Raw genomic sequence first — 21,419 nt, forward strand, 5'->3', positions numbered from 1 at the left:
CCCGGCGGACCGCACATCCGCCGGGGCCCTTTCACGTACGGGCTCCGCCCCTGGGGGCGTCGGGCTTTCGGCTACTTCCCGAAGTAGGCCCGGGTCATGAGCTCCTTCATGTCGTCGATCATCGGCATCCGCGGGTTGGCGGGCGCGCACTGGTCGGCGTAGGCGTTCATCGCCTGCTGCGGCAGGGCCTCCATGAAGGCGGCCTCGTCGACGCCCGCCTCCTGGAACCCGGCCGGGATGCCGCAGCGGTCGCGCAGCTCCTCCACGGCCTTGGCGTAGGACTCCACGCCCTCCTCGGGGGTGGCGGCCGGCAGGCCGAGCATCTTCGCGATCTCCTGGTAGCGCTCCGGGGCCTGGTAGACCTCGGCCTTCGGCCACGGCACGGCCTTGTGGGTGACGGTGCCGTTGTAGCGGATGACGTGCGGCAGGAGCAGCGCGTTGGTGCGGCCGTGGGCCACGTGGAAGGTGTTGCCGAGGGTGTGGGCCATGGCGTGGACCAGACCGAGGAAGGCGTTGGCGAAGGCCATGCCGGCGATGGTGGACGCGTTGTGCATCTTCTCGCGGGCCTCGGGCGCCTTGCCGCCCTCCTTCACGCAGGTCTCCAGGTTCTGGAAGATCAGCTTGATGGCCTGGAGGCACTGGCCGTCGGTGAAGTCGTTGGCGTAGGCCGAGACGTACGCCTCGGTGGCGTGGGTCAGGGCGTCGAAGCCGGAGTCGGCGGTCACCGTGGCCGGGAGGTTGAGCGGCAGCATCGGGTCGACGATGGCGACGTTCGGGGTGAGCGCGTAGTCGGCCAGCGGGTACTTCTGGGCCGCCGCCGGGTCGGAGATGACCGCGAAGGGGGTGACCTCGCTGCCGGTGCCGGAGGTGGTCGGGATCGCGACCAGCTTCGCCTTCTCGCCGAGCGCCGGGAACCGGTAGGCGCGCTTGCGGATGTCGAAGAACTTCTCCTTGGTGTCCGCGAACTCGACCTCGGGGCGCTCGTACATCAGCCACATGATCTTCGCGGCGTCCATCGGGGAGCCGCCGCCGAGGGCGATGATGGTGTCCGGCTGGAAGTCCCGCATGGCGGCGGCACCGGCCTGCACGGTGGCGAGCTCGGGGTTGGGCTCGACGGTGTCGATCACCTGGAGGGCGACCGGCTCGGAGCGGGCGTTGAGGATGTCGGTGACCTTCTGGACGAAGCCGATGGCGCCCATGGTCTTGTCGGTGACGAGGGTGACCCGGTGCACGTCGTCCATCTCGCCGAGGTAGCGGATGGCGTTGCGCTCGAAGTAGATCTTCGGCGGGATCTTGTACCACTGCATGTTGTTGTTGCGCCGTCCGATCCGCTTGACGTTGATCAGGTTCACCGCGGAGACGTTGTTCGAGACGGAGTTGTGTCCGTACGAGCCGCAGCCCAGGGTGAGCGAGGGGAGGAAGGAGTTGTAGACGTCGCCGATGCCGCCGAAGGTGGAGGGGGCGTTGACGATGACGCGGATCGCCTTGACCCGCTTGCCGAACTCCTCGGCGAGGGCCTCGTCCTCGGTGTGGATGGCGGCGCTGTGGCCGAGGCCGTGGAACTCGACCATGCGGGCGGCCAGTTCGAGGCCGTGCTCGGTGGAGTCGGCCTTGAGGGCGGCCAGGATCGGGGACAGCTTCTCGCGGGTGAGCGGCTCGCCCTCGCCGACCTCGGCGCACTCCGCGATGAGGATGGAGGTGCCCTCGGGGACCTCGAAGCCGGCCTGCTCGGCGATCCACGCCGGGGACTTGCCGACGACGGCCGCGTTCAGCTTGGCGCCGCCGCAGTTGGTGGCGTACGCGGTGGTGCCGAAGACGTACTCCTCCAGCTTGGTCTTCTCGGCGGCGCTGACGACATAGGCGCCGAGCCGCTGGAACTCGGCGATGCCCTGCTCGTACACCTCGTGGTCGAGGATGGCGGCCTGCTCGGAGGCGCAGATCATGCCGTTGTCGAACGCCTTGGAGAGCACGATGTCGTGGATCGCGCGCTTCAGCTTGGCGTCCTTGGTGACGTAGGCGGGCACGTTGCCGGCGCCGACGCCGAGGGCGGGCTTGCCGCAGGAGTAGGCGGCGCGGACCATCGCGTTGCCGCCGGTGGCCAGGATGGTGGAGACGCCCTCGTGGTTCATCAGGAGGCCGGTGGCCTCCATCGACGGCTCCTCGACCCACTGCACGCAGTGCTCGGGGGCACCGGCGGCGACGGCGGCGTCGCGGACGATCCGGGCGGCCTCGGCGGAGCACTTCTGGGCGGAGGGGTGGAAGGCGAAGACGATCGGGTTACGGGTCTTCAGCGCGATGAGCGCCTTGAAGATCGTGGTCGAGGTGGGGTTGGTGACCGGGGTCATCGCGCAGACGACGCCGACCGGCTCGGCGATCTCGGTGATGCCGGAGAGTTCGTCGCGGCTGATCACCCCGGCGGTCTTCAGACCGGCCATCGAGTTGGTGACGTGCTCGCAGGCGAAGAGGTTCTTGACGGCCTTGTCCTCGAAGAGGCCGCGGCCGGTCTCCTCGACGGCCAGCCGGGCCAGCTCACCGTGGGCGCTCAGCGCCGCGAGGGACGCCTTCTTCACGATGTGGTCGACCTGCTCCTGGTCGAAACCCTCGAATGCGGCGAGCGCGTCGAGGGCCCCCTCGACGAGTCCGTCGACCATTTCCTTGGCCGCCAGCTCCTTGGCCTCCATGGCAGGCACTCCTTCTTCGGTTCCAGACTTCTTTTTTCCGATGTCTCCATTCGACACCCGGGGTGGTCGGAAAGGACGCCGATAAAGCCCTCTCCGAACGGGCCGAAAGTCCCTTCAAGATCAAGGAGAGTCCTGCAAAACTACTCCTGACCTGCGACGACGAGGCCGGACCGAAGTCCTTTGCGAGCTTGTGAAAGTTTTCACAAGAATTTCGCGGAAAGGGCCGCCACACCGACCAGGGGTGGTGGCGCGGCGGCCCGGGACCACGGAACGAGTGGACGACCGGAGTACGGAACGACGACTAGAAGACGTTCACGCCGTACGCGCTGAGCGCCTCCGTCACCGGCTGGAAGAACGTGGTGCCGCCGGAGGTGCAGTCGCCGCTGCCGCCCGAGGTGAGGCCGATGGCGCGGCTGCCCGAGTAGAGCGGGCCGCCGGAGTCGCCCGGCTCGGCGCACACATTGGTGCGGATCATGCCGTAGACGATGTCGCCGTTGCCGTAGTTCACGGTGGCGTTGAGTCCGGTGACCGAGCCGCTGTGCAGACCGGTGGTGGAGCCGCGGCGGGTCACCGACATGCCGACGGTCGCGTCCGCCGCGCTCGTGATGTCGACGCTGCCGACCGAGCCGGACTTGGCGACCGTGCTGTTGGTGTAGCGCACGATGCCGTAGTCGTTGGTCGGGAAGCTGGAACCGGCCGTGGTGCCGAGGACGGTGGTCCGGCCGGAGTTGGACCACCAGGTGCCCGCGCCGTCGGTGCAGTGCCCGGCGGTGAGGAAGTAGTAGTTGCCCGCGCTGTCCTTGACGTTGAAGCCGAGCGAGCAGCGCCAGCCGCTCGCGTAGATGGCGTCGCCGCCCGAGATCAGCTTGCGGAAGGTGCCGGAGGTGCGCTCGATGCGCAGCGCGCCCGCGTTGGCCCCGGCCCGGCGCTCGATCGTGGCGATCTCCGCCTGCGAGACGGTGGAGTCGACGGTGACCACGAGCCTGTTCGTCGCCGGGTCGACGTTCCAGGCGGTGCCCGGCACGTCGGCGGCGCGCACGGCGGCACCCGCGTCGGCGAGCTGGGCTGCGCCGAAGACGGCCGGGGTGGGGGCGGCCGAGTCGGCGTTGGCGGCGGGGACGGCGATCGCCGCGGCGGCGACCAGGCCGGTCGCGACGGCGAGCAGCCGGATGCTTCTGGTGGGGGTGGTGGGGAGGGTGGGGGTGGTGCGCTTGGTCCTCACTTGTCGTTCCTCCAGAGGGGAATCGGGGGTCCGCCGTGGGGTGTCGGACCCGTGAGGCGCGGCCAGTGGCCGGCCGGCGCTGTCAACTTCCCTGCGTCAGTCAACTTCCTTGCGGGGCAGGGAAGTTCGGCGATCACATGTCGTGTCCCTGACACTTCTGTGGTCACCGGACGAGATACTGGCCCGGAAAACCGGAACGCACAAGACCGCCCGGCACGCGGAAGGGCGGCGCGACCCCCCGTAGGTCCGCGCCGCCCGGTCCGCGAGGCCGTCCGCGAGGCCGGCCGCGAGGCGGATCAGCCGGTCAGGACGTGCCGCTCCCCCGCCGCGACCGGCACCGGCAGCGTGTTGCCCGGCGGCGGGAACGGGCAGATGAAGTGCGCCGCGAACGCGCACGGCGGCAGCACCGCCCGGTTGAGGTCCACCGTCACCGTGCCGTCCGCCGCCGGTATCCCGGGCCGCAGGAACCGGAACCGGTAGCTGTCCCCGCCGCTGGTGGCGTCCGCGAAGACCGCCCACAACCCGCCGTCGGCCTCCACCGCCACCTGGAGCCGCCGCTCGGCCCCGGCCAGCTCGAAGACCAGCTCACCGGCGAGCCCGAGCCCGCGCTCCCGGCCGTCCGCGTTGGCCACCAGGACGCTGCGGGCCGCCTCGTACGGCCGGAACACCCCGGGCCGCACCCACCGTTCGTCGTACGGCGTGGCCTCGATGCCCCGGAAGGCGCGCCGCGCCGCCGACCCCGGGTCGAAGTCGCGCACCGCCCACTCGCCCTCGCGGCGCAGCACCACCAGCCGCCGCTCGCCCGCCGCGACCCGGGACGCGGGGGCCGGGCCCTGGTCGGCGGTCAGCCGTACGGTGCCGGTCAGCGGCTTGCCGTCGACGGTGAGGCCCTCTTCGGCGCCGCCCGGCTCACCCGCGCCGCCCGCGTCACCCGCATCGAGGACCACCTCGTCGCCGTCCGCCCGCCACTCCCCCGGCACGCCCGGAATCCGTCCGTCGGGGAAGTCCGCGAGCCAGTGGGTGCCGGTCAGCGAGAGCGGCCCGTAGGGGGCGGTGACGGTCGCCGTCCGCTGCTCGTGCCAGTCCCGCCAGTCCTGCCGTGCCGTGTCGTCACTGCTGCCGCTGCTGTCACTGCTGTCACTGCTCATGAGGGGTCACCTTTCCACAGGGTCAGTTGGCGGTACGGGGCAGGCCGGGCGGGTTGATCTCGGAGCGGGCCACGGCCTCGTCGCCGAGCCCCCAGCGCTTGAGGACCTGTGCGTAGCTGCCGTTGTCGATGATGTGCTGGAGGGCGCCCGCATACGCCTCGACCAGGCCGTTGTCCTTCTTCGTCGCGGCGGCGATCTTGCCCTGGAGCCCGCTGCCCGCGCCGGAGAACTTGCCCACGATCTCGGTCTGTCCGGCCTGCGCCACATGGAAGGCGGCGGTCGGGCTCGGGCCCAGGTAGGCGTCGATGCGGCCGGAGCGCAGCGCGAGGTAGTAGTCGCTCTGGGTCTGGAAGTACTTGATGTCGACCGGCTTGCGGCCCGCCTTCTCGTTCTGCCTGCTCCAGTCGACCAGGATCTTCTCCTGGTTGGTGCCGGAGCTGACCGCGATGGTCCGGCCCGCCACGTCGGCGGGGCCCTTCACCCGCCACCCCGCGCCCTTGCGGGCCTCGAAGGCCAGGTCGTCGAGCCGGTAGGTGGCGAAGTCGTACTTGTCCTTGCGCTCCTCGGTCACCGTCACATTGGAGATGACCCCGTCGAACTTCCCGCTGTCCAGGCCGACGAAGAGGTTCTCCCAGGACACCGGGGTGAACTCGGGCTTCACCCCGAGGGTGTCGGCGACCAGCGTGGCGATGTCCAGTTCGGAGCCGATCAGGGTTCTGTCGTCGGTGGCGTAGAAGGCGAGCGGCGGCGCGCCGCTGGTGGAGACGCCGAGGGTGAGCGTGCCCCGTTTCCGGACGGCCTCGGGGAGCTTGGCGGCGAGCGCGTCGACCTTGGCGGTACGGATCCGGTGCTGCTCCGGCCCGAGGTTCACGGCGCTGCCCGCGCCCTTGGCGCCCTTGGGCGCGCCCTTGTCGGTGGCGGCTTCGGTGGCCGCGTCGGTGGCGCCGCAGGCGGTGAGGGAGAGCAGCGCGGTGGCGGCGGCGAGGCCGGTGAGCAGGGAGCGGCGGGACGGCCGGCGGGTGGTCATGACGGAACTCCTTCGGGTGCGGGAACGAAACGGGTGTGGAACGGGTACGGGTACGGGGACGGAACGGGTACGGGTACGGGTACGGGTACGCAAGGGAACTCGGCGGACCTCAGAGGACCTTGGAGAGGAAGGCGCGGGTGCGTTCGTGCCGCGGCGCGTCCAGGACCTCGGCGGGCGGGCCCTGTTCGACGATCCGGCCCTCGTCCATGAAGACCACGGTGTCGGCGACCTCGCGGGCGAAGCCGATCTCATGGGTGACGACGATCATCGTGGTCCCGGCGGCGGCCAGGTCCTTGATGACGTCGAGCACCTCGCCGACCAGCTCCGGGTCGAGCGCCGAGGTCGGCTCGTCGAAGAGCAGCAGCCGCGGTTCCAGGGCGAGCGCCCGGGCGATGGCGACCCGCTGCTGCTGACCGCCGGAGAGCCGCCGCGGATAGGCGTCGGCCTTGTCGGCGAGGCCCACCCGGTCGAGCAGCGCGCGGGCGGCCGCCTCGGCCTGGGCGCGCGGGCGCTTCAGCGCGGAGACCGGCGCCTCGACGACGTTCTCCAGGACGGTGAGGTGCGGGAAGAGGTGGAAGTTCTGGAAGACGAAGCCGATCCGGGTGCGCTGCCGCAGGATCTCCCGCTCGCGCAGCTCGTACAGCTTGTCGCCGGAGCGGCGGTAGCCGACCAGGGTGCCGTCGACGCGGACGGTGCCGCTGTCGACCTTCTCCAGGTGGTTGATGGTGCGCAGCAGGGTGGACTTGCCGGAGCCGGAGGGGCCGAGGACGACGGTGACCTCGCCGGGACGGACGTCGAGGTCGATGCCGCGCAGCACTTCGAGGGCGCCGAAGCTCTTGCGCACCGCACGGACCTCGACCATGGGGTCGGTGGCGGCGGCAACAGGAGCCGGGGTGGCGGTGACGGTGACGGTGGCGGGGCCGGAGCTCATCGGGTGCTCCCCTTCGCGTAGTGGCGTTCCACGTAGTGCTGGACGACGGAGAGCGCGGTGGTCAGCAGGACGTACCAGGCGGTGGCGACCATGAGCAGCGGGACGACCTGCCCGTTGCGGCCGTAGACGACCTGCACCTGGTAGAAGAGTTCGCCGATCGCCATGACGGAGACGATCGAGGTGCCCTTGAAGAGCGAGATGATCTCGTTGGCGGCGTTGGGCAGGATCGAGCGCATCGCCTGCGGCAGCACGATCCGGCGCAGTTGGCGCAGTTTCGGGATGCCGAGCGCGGCCGCCGCCTCCGTCTGGCCGGGGTCGACCGCGAGCAGCCCGCCCCGGACGATCTCGGCGGCGTAGGCGGCCTGGTGCAGGGCGAGGCCGAGCACGGCGGCGCTCATCGCGCCGACCAGGCCCATCGTGTCGAAGGACCACAGGCTCGGCCCGAACGGGATGCCGAGGCTCAACTCCCCGTACAGATAAGCCAGGTTGAACCAGAACAGCAGCTGCACGATCAGCGGGATCGAGCGGAACGCCCAGATGTAGCCGAACGCGACCGCGCGCAGGAACGGGCTCGTGGACATCCGCATGAAGGCGAGCACCAGGCCGAGGGCGAAGCCGAGGACGGTGCCGTAGCAGGTGAGCTGGAGGGTGACCCAGACGGCGCGCAGGATCGCGTCGGCGGTGACGTAGCGGGCGAAGACCTGCCACTCCCAGGCCGGGTTGGTGATCAGTCCGTGCAGGAACTGGGCGAGCACGACGGCGGTCGCGGCCACCGCGACCCAGCGCCAGGGGCGCCGTACCGGCACCACCTTGAGCACGGGTGTGGTGGCTTCGGCGCCGGGTGTGCCCGGCGCGGGCGACTCGGCCGGAGGGGCGGGTGGGGTCGGTGGGGCGAGGGAGGCGGGTGGATCACTGGTGAGAGACATGGCGGTACCTCGGCAGGAGGGAGACGGGAGGGAGGCGGAAGGGGAGCCGGGTGCGGTGGGTCAGGCGCTCAGGGGCGTGGCCACGGCGTCGGCACCGGGCAGCGCGCGGCCGTCCAGGTCCCGCAGCAGGCCGAGTGCCGTGCGCGCGGCGCGGTCGTTCTGGGCGAAGGCGAGACCGCCGGTACGGGGCCGGGTGAAGGCCCCGCCGGCCCGTGCCGTGGTGTGCGGGCCGAGCGCGAAGCGGCGCGGGTGCGGTCGGCCGTCCCGTCCGATGAGCCGTCCGTCGCCGGGGTCGACGGCGAGCAGCCCCGCCCCGGTGGCCCGGGCCCCGTCCTCGTACAGGCCGCGCAGCAGCGGACTGGCGCTGCGCGTCACGGTCGGGTCGGGCAGCCGGGCCTCGACCAGGGCGCGGGCCTCGGTGACGTGCCCGGGCAGACTGCTCGACACGGCCCGGAAGACCCCGCGCTCCTCGTCGGCGCCGACGGTGAGCCCGGCGCCGAGGAACCGCACGATCCCGGCCTCGGAGAGCGCGAGGAGACCGCGCAGCCGGGGGCCCGGCGGGCCGGAGGCGAGGAAGCTGAAGAAACCGTGCCACCAGGTGTCGCCGTCACCGGGGTCGGGGAACCTGGCGAGCTGCCCGTAGACCCGGAGCAGCGCGCCCTGCACCGCCAGGTCGGCGCTGTGGGCGGGGTCGTGGCGGCGTTCCAGGTCGTCGGCGATGTGCCGGCGCAGCCCGTGCTGGAGGGCGTCGAAGGAGCCGTACGACACTCCGGCGAGCGGCCGGTCCAGGTCCGCCGGGTCGAAGCGGTCGGCCGGGTCGGGCACGGCGGCGGCGACCAGCGCGTCCAGGTCGGCCCCGAACCCGCCCGCACCGCCGGAAGCCTCGTCCGACGTGCCGCCGGACGCGTCGGCGGACGCCCCGTACGCCTCGGCGAACTCCGCCCAGGTCAGCGCGGTCCGCTCCGGGTGCGCGGTGAACAGGCGGTGGTAGTGCGCCCAGCCGAGCTCCCTGGCGATCAGCGGCCACACCTCGCGCCGGAAGTCGAGCCGTTCGCCGCCGTGCACGCGGGCGAGCAGCGGGTCCACCTGGGCGGGCCCGAAGAACCGCGGCGGGGGCGGCTGTTCGCCGTCCGCCCGGTAGTCGATCTTCGCGTGGTACGGGACCCCGCGCCGCGATCCCACGTACAGCACCGGCTCACGGCCGGACGCCAGGTACCGCAGCCGGCCGTCCGCCGCCTCCTCGTACCGGCCGCCCCGGCCCTGGGTGAGCAGCACCATCAGATCGACGAAGGCGAGGCCGAAGCCGCGCACCAGGACCGGTTCACCGGCCGGGAGCACGGACAGGTCGGTGTCGGCGGTGAAGCCGGGCGGGAGGTGGACCAGGCCGTGCCGGTCCGCGAACGCGCCGAGCGCGCGCGCTTCCGGATCGGGGCGGGCGTCGAGGTGGCCGAGGGTGAGGACGACGAGGTCGGCGGTGAGCGGTTCGGTGCGCCCCGCCAGCCAGACCCGCTGCCGTCCGTCCTGCGGCCCGCCGACCCGGAGGGCCGTGGTGGGGTGTTCGTGGAGGGTGACGGTGGGCGGCAGCGCCGCCCTGGCGCGCTCGTACGCCCAGCGCAGATAGCCGCCCTGGCGGGCCCTGGTGGGGAAGTCGCGGCCGTCGGAGCCGGTCGCCCACTCGGCGTGGCTGGGCCCGGGGACGACCGGTCCTTCGAGGGGCACGGTCGCGTCGGTGAAGCTGGTGACGTCCTCGGCCCGGGAGTTCATCCAGAGCAGCGGGGACTGCGCGGCCCGCCAGATCCGGCCGGGGCCCGGCGGGTACGGGTCGACGAGGTGGACGTCGAGCGCCCGGTCCCCGTAAAGCTCGGGCAGGTTGGCGGCGAGCCGCTCCAGGAATCCGGTGCCGCGCGGTCCCGCGCCCACGACGACGAGGCTGCGGCGGCTCATCGGCCGGCCTCCGTACCGCGCGCGTAGTGGCGTTCGACGTAGTGCTGGCCGACGCCGAGGACGGTGGTGACGGCGACGTACCAGAGGGTCGCGACGAGCAGCAACGGGACCACCTGATAGGTGCGGTGGTAGACCAGCTGCACCGAGTAGAGCAGGTCCTGGACGGCGATCACGGAGACGATCGAGGTGCCCTTGAGGGTGCCGATCAGCATGTTGCCGGCGGGCGGCACGATGGAGCGCATGGCCTGCGGCAGCACGATCCGGGTGAACCGGCGGCGGCGGCCGAGGCCGAGCGACTGGGCGGCCTCGATCTGGCCGCGGTCGACGGACAGGATGCCGCCGCGGACCACCTCGGCGGCGTAGGCGGCCTCGTGCAGGGTGAGGCCGATGACGGCGACCGACACCGGGCCGAGCAGGTTGACCGTCGCCACGCCGAGGACGGTCGGGTACAGGGCGCCGATGTTGAACCAGAACAGCAGCTGGACCAGGATCGGGGTGGACCGGAAGAACCACACGTAGCCGCGGCTGACCAGGCGCAGCACCGGGTTCGCGGAGAGCCGGAGCACGGCCAGCAGGGTGCCGAGGGCGAAGCCCAGGGCCATCACGACGGCGGTCAGCCAGAGCGTCAGGCCGAGGCCGCGGAGCACGGCGGTGGAGGTGAAGTAGTCGCCGACGACGTCCCATTGGAAGGCGCGGTTGGTGACGACGGAGTACAGGCCGAGGCCGCCGAGGACGAGCACGGCGGCGGCCGACGTCCACTGTCCGGTGCGACGCGCAGGGACGATCCGGAGCACCGGTCCTGCGGGATCACCGGCGGACGGTGACGGGGGTGGGGGCGGGGCGGGGGCTTTGGCGAGGGTCGCGGACATGCGAAGGCTCCGTGGCTGCCTGGGACGGCCGAGTGGCCGGCCGACGACGGATCGAACCGGGATGCGCCTTCACGCGCGACGGACCGCGGCCTGGAGCCCCTCAGCACCGGACCGCCCTTTCACGCTACGCGGCGCACGGGGCGCGCTGTCAAGCCCGTCCGGATGATGAGCCGTACGTCTCACGGCGGTTGACGGGGAAACGGATGCCTGTTCCACTTGGGCCATGCATCCGCAGCAGTGGCTGGTCTCGCGCTCCCACATCGACTTCGGTCGAGTGTGGTCCTCCTCCTGTTGAGCCGACCCCCTGTCCCACCCCGCTCCACCCTGCCCGCCCGCGCGTTCGCGCAGGTCGTGGCGTCGTCGCCTTCACCCGCCGGGTGCCCTCGTCCGTAGGCGCGCCTGAGCTCCCCTCCCCTCGCACGCCCAGTTGCTCTTCCTTTCGCTCTTCCTTTCGCTCTTCCTTTCGCCCTTCCTTGCCCTGCCTCGCCCTCTTGCCCTTCCTTGCCCTTCCTTGCCCTTCCTTCGTGCTGAAGGACCGTCATGACTTTCGTGCTGCCCGTGTCCGTGCACCGGACCACGCCCGCCGATCCCCTGGCCCGCCCGCTCCTCGACGAGCTGACGTACGAGTACGCGCACCGCTACGGCTCGTCCGAGGACCTGACCCGCTACCCGGTCGAAGAGTTCACCCCGCCGCACGGCGGTGCCTTCCTGCTGCTCCTGGAGCGGGGGCGGCCCGTCGCGGGCGGTGCCTTCCGCCGGTACGACGACCCCGGCACCGTCGAACTGAAACGGATCTGGACCCACTCGGAGCACCGCAGACGCGGGCTCGCCCGGCGGGTCCTGGCCGAGCTGGAACGGGAGGCCGCGCACCGCGGCCACACCCGAGTCTTTCTGACCACCGGTCCGCGCCAGCCGGAGGCCAAGGGCCTCTATCTGGCGGCCGGATACCGCCCGCTCTTCGATGTGACGGCCGACCCCGAGTCGATCGGGCCGCTGCCGTTCGAGAAGCACCTGTGCGCGACGACGCACCCGGACGTGGAGACCCTGACGCCATGAACGCCCCGACCACTCCGACCACCCCCCGCACTCCGACCACCCTCAGCACCCCGAGCGCCCCCGGTACCCCGAGCACCCCTCGTGCCCCGCGCGCGGGGATCACCACCCCGCGCGCGGCCGTCGCCTTCGCGCTGATCACCGCGGCCGCCCTGGCGCTCACCGGCTGCGGCTCCGGCACCGCGCCCGGCGGGGCGGGCGGCCCGGCGGGCGGCGCCGCGCCGGCCGGGGGTGCGGCGGACGCGCTGCCGACCACGGACGTGCTCGCGGGGGTGCGGCGCGACGAGGCGGCGATCAGGCTGCTGCCCGCCGACGTACGGGAGCGGGGCACCCTGGCGCTCGCCTCCGCCGTCGGTTCCCCGCCCAGCTCGGCCTATCTGCCGGACGGCCGCACCTTCGTCGGGATCGACGCCGATGTCGCGGACGCGGTCGCGAAGGCCCTCGGGCTGAAGCTGAAGCGGGAGGTGGCCGGGTTCGAGGCGATCCTCCCGGCGCTCGGCAGCGGCAAGTACGACGTCGGCACCGGCAACTTCGGGGTCACCGAGGAGCGCCGCAAGAGCATCGACTTCGTGACGTACGTGAACGACGGGCAGGGTTTCGCCGCGCGCGCCGACAGCGACCTCGCGGCCGTCACCGACCTGGTCCAGCTGTGCGGGCGCAAGGTCGCCACCGGCGCGGGCACCACCTTCGAGCGCACCCTGGAGGAGCAGAAGGACCGCTGCGCCCAGGCCGGGAAGCCCGCGTACGAGGTGAACGTCTTCAATGAGCCGGGCGCGGTGTGGATGTCGCTCCAGCAGGGCCGCAGCGACGTCGTGATGAGCACCATCAACGGCATCCGCTACGCGGTGCGGCAGCAGCCGGGCACGAAGTTCCTCAACGAGTACCGGCGGCTCGACGTGGGCTTCGCCTTCAAGAAGGGAACGGCCCTCGCGCCCGCCTTCCAGGCCGCGGTGAACGGTCTGAAGGCGGACGGCAGCTATGACCGGATCCTGCGGAAGTGGGGTGTGACGGCCTCGGCGATCCCCGCCTCCCGGATCTCGCCGCCGGAGATCCCGGGCCCGGTCCCGGGCGGCGCCAAGGCGGCGACGCCGAAGTGACGGCACCGGAGTGACGGCACCGAGGTGACGGCATCGAGGTGACGGTGGCTCAGCAGCCGCAGTCGCAGCCGCAGCCGTCGCACCCGCAGCCGTCGCCGCAGCAGCCGCCGTCCCCGCAGCAGTCCGAGCAGTTGCTGCAGCAGTCGCAGGCGTCGCAGCAGTTGCCGGGGTCGTTGCACAGGCCCTCGCGGCGCTGACGGCTCCACGGGCCCTCGTACGTGCCGCAGCACATCTGGCAGGTGCAGCCGAGGCCGAGCAGGACCGCGCAGCCGGTGAACAGGCCGCGGCGGTTCGGGGGCTCGGGCGGGAGCGGCGCCCCCGGGCCGCCGGGTCCGCCGGGGCCCGGGTGCCAGGGGCCGTGGCCGGGCTCGGCGTACGGGTTGCCGGGCACCGGCCGGTGCGGCGCGGGCCCGCCGGGCCCGCCCTGACCCTGAGCGTCGTGGTGGCCCTGAGCCTCGTGGTGGCCCTGAGCCTCGTGGTGACCCTGGGCCCCATGGGTGGCGCACGCGGGGGTCGTCGCGAAGGCGCGGTCGACCGAGACCCGCAGTTCGTGCGCGAGCAGCACGTGGGCGAGCCTGCCGTCGGCGAACTCGGCGTCCTTGAGGGCGAGCCGGATGCCGTGCAGGGCGTCGTCGGCGAGCCGTCGGGCCTCGGCGCGGGAGGTGCCGGTGGCGGTGAGCGGGTTCCAGGCGCCGTTCGCGTCGTCGGCGGTCTGGTCCTCGACGGCGTCGAGGAGGTGCGCGAGCCGTCCGAAGAGGCGTCCCGCCTCGGCGAGCGGGGCCGCGTTGGCCGGGCGTCCGGCGAGCACGGCGGTGTGCGCGAACGCGGCGGCGGTGGCCGTCTCGGTCGGTTCGGTGACGGTGAGCAGCGGGGTGCCGATCCCGGCCAGCGCCTCGATGCCGGTCTGCCGGTCGACGGCGTCGACGAGCACGGCGGTGTCGAAGCCGAGCTCGCGGCCGGTGCGGGCGCCCGCCCGGTCCCAGGAGCGGGCCACCGTGCGGGCCGCGGCGGCGACCGGGCGGCGGGCCAACAGGCCGTCCTTGTCGGCGACGTGGTCGCGGATCTTGGCGGAGGCGAGCACCAGCGAGACGGCGGCGGCGAGCCGGGCGCCCTCGCCGCGGGCGACCGGGGCGGTCTTCATGGCACGCAGCGGGCAGGGGCCCGCGGTGCGGCGGCCGCCCTCGGTGGCGCCGGTCTGAGCCTCCGTCAGAACCGAGACGATGAGGCCGTCGTAGTTGGTGACCACCCGGGCGAGCTGCCCGTGGTCGGCGCGAAGTGCCAGACAGAGGCCGCAGAGATGGGCCATCCACTCGACCTTGAGGCCCTCGGTGAGGCGATGGGCGCAGGGCCTGACTATTCCGAACACGACTTCCCCCGTCGTTCCCCCGTGGTCGTCGCGGCGGCTGCCGCGCGACGGCGTGCGGCATCGTACCGGGTCGTCCGCGGCGTGATCCGTTCACCCGTACGCCCTGGCCATCACCCTTCTGGCCCGACTTTCATATTTTAAGTTGCGCGCTCCGGGCCGACCCCCCGTCAGCCCCCGCATACCGCAAGATCCCTGACGAATCGCCAGATTTCGACCTCCACGGATTGCACCAGTACCGTCACGAAACCCCTGCGCGCCGACTATCCACTTGGCGCGCGATCCGCATCATGGTCGACGATAGGGATTGCGGAACCACGAGTGACCGCGCTGAAAGGAGGCGTCCATGGGATCGGTGCGCAAGGCCAGTGCCTGGCTGGGACTCGTCGAGGACAACGACGAGCGTTACTACGACGACGAGTACTCCGAGGGTGCTGCCGAGAGCAACGACGCCTGGGTGACGGACCCGCGGGTGCGGGTGGCGTCCGACACGGCGCAGGATCGGGGCCGTCGGATCGCGACCCTCTCCCCCGACGGGTTCCGGGACGCCCGGGGCATCGGCGAGCTGTTCCGGGAGGGTGTCCCGGTGATCGTGAACCTGACCGCGATGGAGCCGAACGACGCCAAGCGCGTGGTCGACTTCTGCGCCGGTCTCGCCTTCGGTCTGCGCGGCTCGATCGAGCGGGTCGCGACCCGGGTCTTCCTGCTGACCCCGGCGGACACCGAGATCGTCAGCGGCGAGCCCGCCGGGCGTTCGCAGGACGGTTTCTTCAACCAGAGCTGAGGCCCCGCTCCGGGGCCCCGGCTCCGGGTCCGGTCCACCGGCTCCCGGCTCCGGCCGGTGTCAGTGGCCCAGCAGATGCCAGTGGCCCGGCAGTGGCCCGGCAGGTGTCAGTGGCCCGGCAGGGTCGAGCCCGCCGGTTCGGCGGGCCCCCGGGTGGCCGGGACCCGGAACGCCGGCTCCGCCGCCTCGCCCGGCCGCCCCTCGTCCAGCGGCGCCGCGTCCGGGGCGGGCGCGGGCGCCGGGACCGTACCCAGGGCCGTACCCGTACCCGTTCCCGAACCCGTGGTCCTGGCCGTACCGCCGCCCGCCGGGGCGGCGTCCTTCGTGAGGTCCGCGACCGGCGGCAGCCCGTCCGGCCCGCCGTCGGCGTCCGCCGCGCACTCCATCACCCGCGGCAGCCGCAGCGCCATCAGCGCGCCGAGCAGCAGCAGCCCCGCGCTCACGAACAGGGTCACGTGCAGCCCGTTCACGAAGGCGTGCCGGGCCGCCCGGTGCAGCGCGGCACCGGCGTCGCCGCCGAGCGCGCCCGCCACCTGGTACGCCTCGCCGAGCGAGTTCGCCGCCGCCTTCACGGCGCTGTCCGGCACCCCGGGCACCCCGCTGAGCCCCGGCGCGTAGGCCGCGTTCATGACACTGCCGAGCAGCGCGATGCCGATGCCCGCGCCGAGCTGGTACGAGGTCTCGCCGATGGCCGCCGCACCGCCCGCGCTCGACGGCGGGGCCTCGCTGAGCATCGACTCGTACGCCGAGAAGAGGGTGGTCTGCAGCCCGAAACCGAGCAGCACGAAGCCGACGGTGAGCAGCAGCGGCCGGTCGTGCTCGCCCATCAGGACGAGCAGCAGCACGGCCGCCGCGGTGAGCACGAAGCCCCAGCCGACCATCCGGCGCGGTCCGATCCTGCGCAGCGTGTACGAACCGGTGGCGCCCGCGGCCATCGCGGCGAAGGTCAGCGGGAGCAGCCTGAGGCCGGTCTCCAGCGGGCTGAGGCCGAGGACCAGCTGGAGGTACTGGACGGCGATCAGCTCAAGGCCGACCAGGGCCAGCATGGCGAGCACGATGCAGCCGACGGAGGTGGTGAAGGGCGCCCGGGAGAACAGCCGCATGTCGATCAGCGGGTGGGCGCGGCGCTTCTGCCGCCGGACGAAGAGGACCAGCAGGGTGCCGCCGACGAGCAGCGGGCCCGCGGTGGCCAGGGTGAGCGGCGGGTCACCGGCGCCGAGCCGCTTGACGCCGAGCACCGCGCCGAGCACACCGGCGGCGGCCATCAGGGCGCCGAGCACGTCCCAGGGGCCGTCGGTGCCGCCGCGCGACTCGGGCAGCAGCAGCCGGCCGAGCGGCAGGATGATCATCATCAGCGGGATGTTGATCAGGAAGACCGAGCCCCACCAGTAGTGCTCGACGAGGAAGCCGCCGAGCACCGGTCCGGTGGCGGCGCCGACGGCGGCGACCGCGGTCCAGATGCCGATGGCGGTGGCCCGCTCGCGCCGGTCGGGGAAGACCGCGCGGAGGATCGAGAGGGTGGCGGGCATGATCATGGCGCCGCCGACGCCGAGCAGCGCGCGGGCGCCGATCAGCACCTCGGGTTCGGTGGCGAGCGCGGCGACCGCGGAGGCGACGCCGAACAGCGCGTAACCGAACAGCAGCACCTTGCGGCGGCCGATCCGGTCGCCGAGGGTGCCGAACAGGATCAGCAGCGAGGCGCAGATCAGCGGGTAGGCGTCGACGATCCAGAGCAGCGCGGTGGAGCTGGGGCGCAGGTCCTCGGTGAGCGAGGGGACGGCGACGTGCAGCACGGTCGCGTCGAGCGCGACGAGCAGCAGGCTGACGCAGAGGACGACGAGGACGACCCAGCGGTTGGCACCGCCTCGGGTCGTGCGGTCGTGGGGACGCGACCGCGTTCCGGACGTGATCGTCCGCGCCATGCAAGTACCTCCCAGTGAAGCTCTCGCGCTCGGCGGGCACCGGCCGGGGAGCGGTCCCGGCGGCGGCCCGGCATCGACGGGCGAGTGAGCCGTCAGCGTACGCGAGTTCAAGGTCCGAGCGCGTGGTGCACCTCTCACCGCGGCGGGCCGCGAGGTGTGGCGTACACCACTGTGGCCCGGCCGCGCGCCGGGTGGAATTTCCCGCTCGGGGCCGACCGGGAAATTCTCGGGGGCCCGCAAACAGACTTCACGAAACGGCCGTCCGGCAATAGGGCTGAAGGTCATCCGATTTTCCGACCGGCGACGGGAACAAACGCCCGGACGAGAGGTACTCCACATCACATCGTCATCACGAAGGCGGCGGAACGACCAAGGTCGCTACTCACTCCCTGTAACGTCGATTGGGTGCGTACCGACATCTTTGCCCGGCTGGACCGGGAGCCGGAACCGCCGAAGATAGAGGTCCCGCGGATGACCCGCACGCGTCTCGCCCTCTTCGGCGGGACGTTGGCGTTCTATCTGGCCATCGTCGTCGCCGTACTCCTGTCGACCTGGCTGGTGACCCTCGACTGGAAGATCATGCTCTTCCGCCCCTACCAGCAGTGGCAGGGGCTGCACGCCTTCCTCGACTACTACGTCGTCCTCGGCCAGCGCGGCCCGACGGCCGTGATGGTGGCCGCCTGGCTGGGCTGGCGCTCCTGGCGCCAGCACACCCTGCGGCCGCTGCTCTGCCTCGGCGCCGCCCTCCTGCTGCTCAACGTGACCGTCGGCGCGGTGAAGCTCGGACTCGGCCGGCTGGGCCCCCACTACGCGACGCAGGTCGGCTCCGCCGAGCTCTTCGCGGGCGGCGACATATTCCCGTCCGGGCACACCGCGAACGCGGTCGTGACCTGGGGCATCCTGGCCTATCTGGCGACCACCCCGCGGGCCCGCCGCTATCTCTCCGCGCTGTCCGCCGTCGTCGCCCTCGGCGTCGGCCTGACCACCGTCTACCTCGGCACCCACTGGCTGAGCGATGTGCTGCTCGGCTGGGCCGCCGGACTCCTCATCCTGCTGGCGCTGCCGTGGTGCGAGCCGCTGCTCGCCGTCGCCGAGGCGTGGATCCTGGCCCTGCGGGACCGGCTGCGCGAGCTGCTGCGGGCCCGGCGCCGCCTGGTCCCGTCGCTCCCGGTGGCCGGTGGCGGTCCGCTGCCCGGCCTGTTCCCGCAGCGCCCGGCCGGGGCGGAGGACCCGGTCCGGGAGCCCGTGGGCGCCGGTTCGGGCCGCGGTGGCCCGGCCGTCCGGTCCGCGGCGCTCGGCGACCGCCGGGCGCACCACCCAGCGGCCCACACGGTCCACCACACCGCGCGCCCCGAGCGCGGTCCGGTGGGCACCGCGGGCAGCCGCCGTCCGCCGCACTCGCGGCCCGCGACGGGCGGCTGAGCGCCGCACCCCACCCGGGTACGTCAGGGCCCCGGCCGGATCCTCCGGCCGGGGCCCTGACGCGGGTACGGACGCCGGTACGCACGCCTGTACGGACACGGTCGTGCGCGAGGTGCGCGAGGTGCGCGGGGTTCCCGGGGTGCGCCGTCAGCCGTGCCAGACGCGGGTCACCACGCCGTGCTCGACCTCGAAGTTGATGCGCCCCTCCAGGTACTCCATGGTGACGATCGAGCCGGGCGGAAGCGCCCTGACCACCTTCCAGCCACGGCTTCTGGCGAGCCGTCCGGCCTCCCCCTCGGGGAGTCCCAGATACATATCCGATCGGTGCTCGGGTGCGTGTTCGGGTGTCATGCAGCTCACGTTAGTACCTCGCCGGTCACGCTTGTGTCACAGGTTCTCGACACATGTTTGACGCGAACACCGCAGTTCCGCGCGATGGTTTCCGGCCGTTTACCGGTCCATTCCCGGATGTCCGGCCAACTGCCTCCAGGATCCCCGTAAACGCTTTCCCGAATTCTGTACGGGCGTGCTCCCCGCGGTAATTCGGGCGGCCCGCACACGGTCGCCCCGGCGCGCGCCGGATTCACGATTTCCTCGCACGTCGCACACATCACGCACCGCCAGGACGGTCGAGGGCCCGGGTCAGCAGGTCGCGGAGTGCGCGCACCCGGCCGGTCAGTTCCGGCGGGTCGAGCACCTCGAACTCGAAGCCGATCATCGCCACGTGGATCACCATCACGTCCAGGCTGTGGGCGCCGGTCCGCAGCAGACAGGAGTGCTCGCCCTCGGCCGTCAGGACCCCGTCGGCGATGCCGACGGCCGCCGCGGCCTCGGCGAGCGGCACATGGAGCCGGACGGTGGCCTCGGTCGGGTAGACGGCGGTCGACACGCCCTTGGCGACATAGGCGGCGAGGTCGTCGGCGGGCGCCGGGCGGGGCGCGAAGCGCGGCCCGTGCGGCGGGGTGGGCTCGATCCGGTCGGCCCGGAAGGTGCGCCAGTCGGCCCGGTCCAGGTCCCAGGCGACCAGGTACCAGCGCCGCTCGGTGCAGACCAGACGGTGCGGCTCGACGATCCGGCGGGTGGTGGCGCCGCTGTGGTCGCGGTAGGCGAAGCGGAGCCGCTCACTGTCCCGGCAGGCGTTGGCCAGCTCGGTGAGCACCGCCGGGTCGACCAGGGCCTGCGGGGTGCGCAGCATCGGCACGGTGAACGCGTTGAGCGCGCTCACCCGGCGGCGCAGCCGCCCGGGCAGCACCTGCTCCAGTTTGGCGAGCGCCCGTACCGAACTCTCGCCGATGCCTTCGACGCCCTGCCCGGCGGCGCCCCGCAGGCCGACCGCGACGGCCACCGCCTCGTCGTCGTCGAGCAGCAGCGGCGGCAGCTCGGCCCCGGCCCCGAGCTGGTAGCCGCCGCCGGTGCCGGGGGTGGCGTTCACCGGGTAGCCCAGCTCGCGCAGCCGGTCCACGTCCCGGCGGACGGTCCGCGCGGTCACCCCGAGCCGGTCGGCGAGTTCGGGCCCGGACCACTCGCGGTGGGCCTGGAGGAGGGACAGCAGACGCAGCAGTCGTGCGGAGGTCTCCAACATGGCGCCGAGTCTGGCACCGATCGCGGACAGCTACGGTCCGCGATCGCCCGGGCGGCCCGGCCCGGCGCGGACAGCCCGGCCCGGCGACGACAGCCCGGCACGGACGGCCGTCGCGGCCCGGCCCGGCCCGGCGTCAGCGGAAGCGGCGGACCAGCGCCCCGGCCTTCGCCTTCGCCGTGTACACCGCGTCGACGAGCGTGCCGACCGCCCGGTGCGCGGCGGCCCGCCGGGCGCCGTGGCCGCGCGGCGGCCGGCCGGTGCCCGCCGCGGTGAGCTCCGCCCAGACGGACTCGTGGCGGGCCGCGATCCGGACCGGGTCGAAGCGTTCGGCGGCGGCCAGGGCCGCCTTCGACGCCCGGGCGCGGGCCTCGTCGTCGTTGATCAGGGCGAGCAGCGCGGCGCTGACCGCCGCCGTGTCGTCGACCGGGACGAGCCGCCCGTCCACCCCGTCCTCGATGATCTCGGCGGGGCCGTGCGGGCAGTCGGTGGCGACCACCGGCAGGCCGCAGCGCATCGCCTCGACGATCGTCATGCCGAAGGACTCGCGGCGCGAGGTGACGGCGGCCAGCGACCCCTTGGCCCACTCGGGCTCCATCGGGTGGGCGGTGCCCATCAGGAAGACGTGCGCGCCGAGGTCGCGGCGTTCGATCTGCCGGGCCAGCGCGCCGCGCAGATTGGTGGAGGCGTCGCCGGTGCCGTAGATCCGCAGCTTCCAGTCGGGCCGGGCGGCGGCCACGTCGGCGAAGGCGTCGATCAGCAGGTCGTACCGCTTCACCGGGGTGAGCCGGCCGGCCGCGACCACCACCTTGGCCCCGGGGTCGGCGGGCGGCACCCGGGGCGCGGGCACGCTGTTGGGCACCGCGTCGATCCGGACCCCGGGCAGCGCGAGCGCGCGGTAGGAGCGGGCGTCCGCCTCGGTGACCGTGGTGACGGCGTCGAGCATCGCGTACTCGTGCCGGATGTCCCGGCGCAGCCGGTAGTTGTGCCCGTCGAGGGTGAGGTGCTCCTGGCCGATGAGGACGGGCCCGTCGGGGCCGCGCCGGGCCTGCCGGGCGAGCTGCACGTTGAGCCCGGGCCGGGTGGCGACGACGACGTCCGCGCGGACCTCGGCGAGATGGGCGCCGATCCGGGCGTCGGTCAGCGCGCTGTACTGCTTCCACCGGCCGTCGCCGCGCGGGAACACCCGGGCCGGGCGCCGGAAGTCGGGGTGGCCGCCGTCGTAGCCGGGGCTCTTCTCGCGCAGGTCGACGAGCGGACGCAGGGTCACCCCGGCGGGCACATCGAGGACGGGCTTGTCGCGGTGCCGGAACACCGAGACGATCTCGACCTCATGACGGTCCGCCAGCGCCCCGGCGAGGGTGAAGACCGCACGGATGGTGCCGCCGATGTGGTAGCCGTTGTGGAGCAGGAAGGAGATGCGCATGACCGGGCCTGGGTCCTCCTGGTCG

The 21,419-nt window shown here is 72.8% G+C and carries 17 protein-coding genes; 4 read left to right on the forward strand and 13 right to left on the reverse strand.

Features of this window, described 5'->3' with window-relative positions; genetic code table 11:
- Positions 1-71: 71 nt before the first annotated feature.
- From adhE to ACIPXM_RS14530, 8 genes are all read right to left on the reverse strand, one after another.
- Positions 72-2,681, reverse strand: a complete 2,610-nt coding sequence (gene adhE, locus ACIPXM_RS14495) for a bifunctional acetaldehyde-CoA/alcohol dehydrogenase (RefSeq protein WP_401655180.1) — start codon at positions 2,679-2,681, stop codon at positions 72-74.
- Positions 2,682-2,982: 301 nt separating this feature from the next.
- Positions 2,983-3,903, reverse strand: a complete 921-nt coding sequence (locus tag ACIPXM_RS14500; RefSeq protein WP_401655181.1) for a S1 family peptidase — start codon at positions 3,901-3,903, stop codon at positions 2,983-2,985.
- 296 nt (positions 3,904-4,199) lie between these two features.
- Complete coding sequence (locus ACIPXM_RS14505; protein WP_401655183.1) at positions 4,200-5,051, reverse strand: DUF1684 domain-containing protein; 852 nt, start codon at positions 5,049-5,051, stop codon at positions 4,200-4,202.
- Between the two features lie 22 nt (positions 5,052-5,073).
- Complete coding sequence (locus tag ACIPXM_RS14510) at positions 5,074-6,078, reverse strand: ABC transporter substrate-binding protein (RefSeq protein ID WP_401655184.1); 1,005 nt, start codon at positions 6,076-6,078, stop codon at positions 5,074-5,076.
- Between the two features lie 109 nt (positions 6,079-6,187).
- Positions 6,188-6,940 carry an amino acid ABC transporter ATP-binding protein gene (locus tag ACIPXM_RS14515; RefSeq protein ID WP_401655225.1) on the reverse strand — a complete coding sequence of 251 codons (753 nt, stop codon included), beginning with the start codon at positions 6,938-6,940 and terminating at the stop codon, positions 6,188-6,190.
- A gap of 65 nt (positions 6,941-7,005) precedes the next feature.
- Positions 7,006-7,935 carry an amino acid ABC transporter permease gene (locus tag ACIPXM_RS14520; protein WP_401655186.1) on the reverse strand — a complete coding sequence of 310 codons (930 nt, stop codon included), beginning with the start codon at positions 7,933-7,935 and terminating at the stop codon, positions 7,006-7,008.
- Between the two features lie 60 nt (positions 7,936-7,995).
- Positions 7,996-9,879: an FAD/NAD(P)-binding protein gene (locus tag ACIPXM_RS14525; protein WP_401655187.1), complete on the reverse strand. Its 1,884-nt coding sequence runs from the start codon at positions 9,877-9,879 to the stop codon at positions 7,996-7,998.
- A complete protein-coding gene (locus ACIPXM_RS14530) occupies positions 9,876-10,748 on the reverse strand; it encodes an amino acid ABC transporter permease (RefSeq protein WP_401655188.1) in 873 nt (290 codons plus the stop codon). Before ACIPXM_RS14530 ends, ACIPXM_RS14525 begins: the two co-directional genes overlap by 4 nt.
- 540 nt (positions 10,749-11,288) lie before the next feature.
- On the opposite strand from ACIPXM_RS14530, the gene ACIPXM_RS14535 reads away from it, so the two are divergent.
- Positions 11,289-11,804, forward strand: coding sequence for a GNAT family N-acetyltransferase (locus tag ACIPXM_RS14535; RefSeq protein WP_401655189.1), 516 nt, complete (start codon positions 11,289-11,291; stop codon positions 11,802-11,804).
- Between the two features lie 98 nt (positions 11,805-11,902).
- Positions 11,903-12,898, forward strand: a complete 996-nt coding sequence (locus tag ACIPXM_RS14540; protein WP_401655226.1) for an ABC transporter substrate-binding protein — start codon at positions 11,903-11,905, stop codon at positions 12,896-12,898.
- A gap of 49 nt (positions 12,899-12,947) precedes the next feature.
- Here the strand turns inward: ACIPXM_RS14540 and ACIPXM_RS14545 are convergent, their stop codons facing one another.
- On the reverse strand, positions 12,948-14,264 hold the full coding sequence (locus ACIPXM_RS14545; RefSeq protein WP_401655190.1) for a DUF5685 family protein: 1,317 nt from the start codon (positions 14,262-14,264) through the stop codon (positions 12,948-12,950).
- Between the two features lie 343 nt (positions 14,265-14,607).
- On the opposite strand from ACIPXM_RS14545, the gene ACIPXM_RS14550 reads away from it, so the two are divergent.
- Complete coding sequence (locus ACIPXM_RS14550) at positions 14,608-15,045, forward strand: cell division protein SepF (RefSeq protein WP_401655191.1); 438 nt, start codon at positions 14,608-14,610, stop codon at positions 15,043-15,045.
- A 107-nt stretch (positions 15,046-15,152) separates the two neighbouring features.
- On the opposite strand, the gene ACIPXM_RS14555 is transcribed toward ACIPXM_RS14550, so the two are convergent.
- A complete protein-coding gene (locus ACIPXM_RS14555) occupies positions 15,153-16,967 on the reverse strand; it encodes an MFS transporter (RefSeq protein ID WP_401655192.1) in 1,815 nt (604 codons plus the stop codon).
- Positions 16,968-17,372: 405 nt separating this feature from the next.
- On the opposite strand from ACIPXM_RS14555, the gene ACIPXM_RS14560 reads away from it, so the two are divergent.
- The gene (locus tag ACIPXM_RS14560; RefSeq protein ID WP_401655193.1) at positions 17,373-18,389 is read left to right on the forward strand and encodes a phosphatase PAP2 family protein; all 1,017 of its coding nucleotides are present in this window, start codon (positions 17,373-17,375) and stop codon (positions 18,387-18,389) included.
- Between the two features lie 147 nt (positions 18,390-18,536).
- Here ACIPXM_RS14560 and ACIPXM_RS14565 read toward each other — a convergent pair whose 3' ends face one another.
- From ACIPXM_RS14565 to ACIPXM_RS14575, 3 genes are all read right to left on the reverse strand, one after another.
- On the reverse strand, positions 18,537-18,740 hold the full coding sequence (locus tag ACIPXM_RS14565; protein WP_401655195.1) for an I78 family peptidase inhibitor: 204 nt from the start codon (positions 18,738-18,740) through the stop codon (positions 18,537-18,539).
- A gap of 259 nt (positions 18,741-18,999) precedes the next feature.
- Positions 19,000-19,971, reverse strand: a complete 972-nt coding sequence (locus tag ACIPXM_RS14570) for a helix-turn-helix transcriptional regulator (RefSeq protein WP_401655196.1) — start codon at positions 19,969-19,971, stop codon at positions 19,000-19,002.
- A 133-nt stretch (positions 19,972-20,104) separates the two neighbouring features.
- Positions 20,105-21,394 (reverse strand): glycosyltransferase, encoded by a 1,290-nt coding sequence (locus ACIPXM_RS14575; RefSeq protein ID WP_401655197.1) that lies wholly within the window; start codon positions 21,392-21,394, stop codon positions 20,105-20,107.
- Between the last annotated feature and the right edge of the window lie 25 nt (positions 21,395-21,419).

The sequence above is a fragment of the Streptomyces sp. NPDC090025 genome, assembly GCF_044748125.1.
GTDB lineage: Bacteria > Actinomycetota > Actinomycetes > Streptomycetales > Streptomycetaceae > Streptomyces.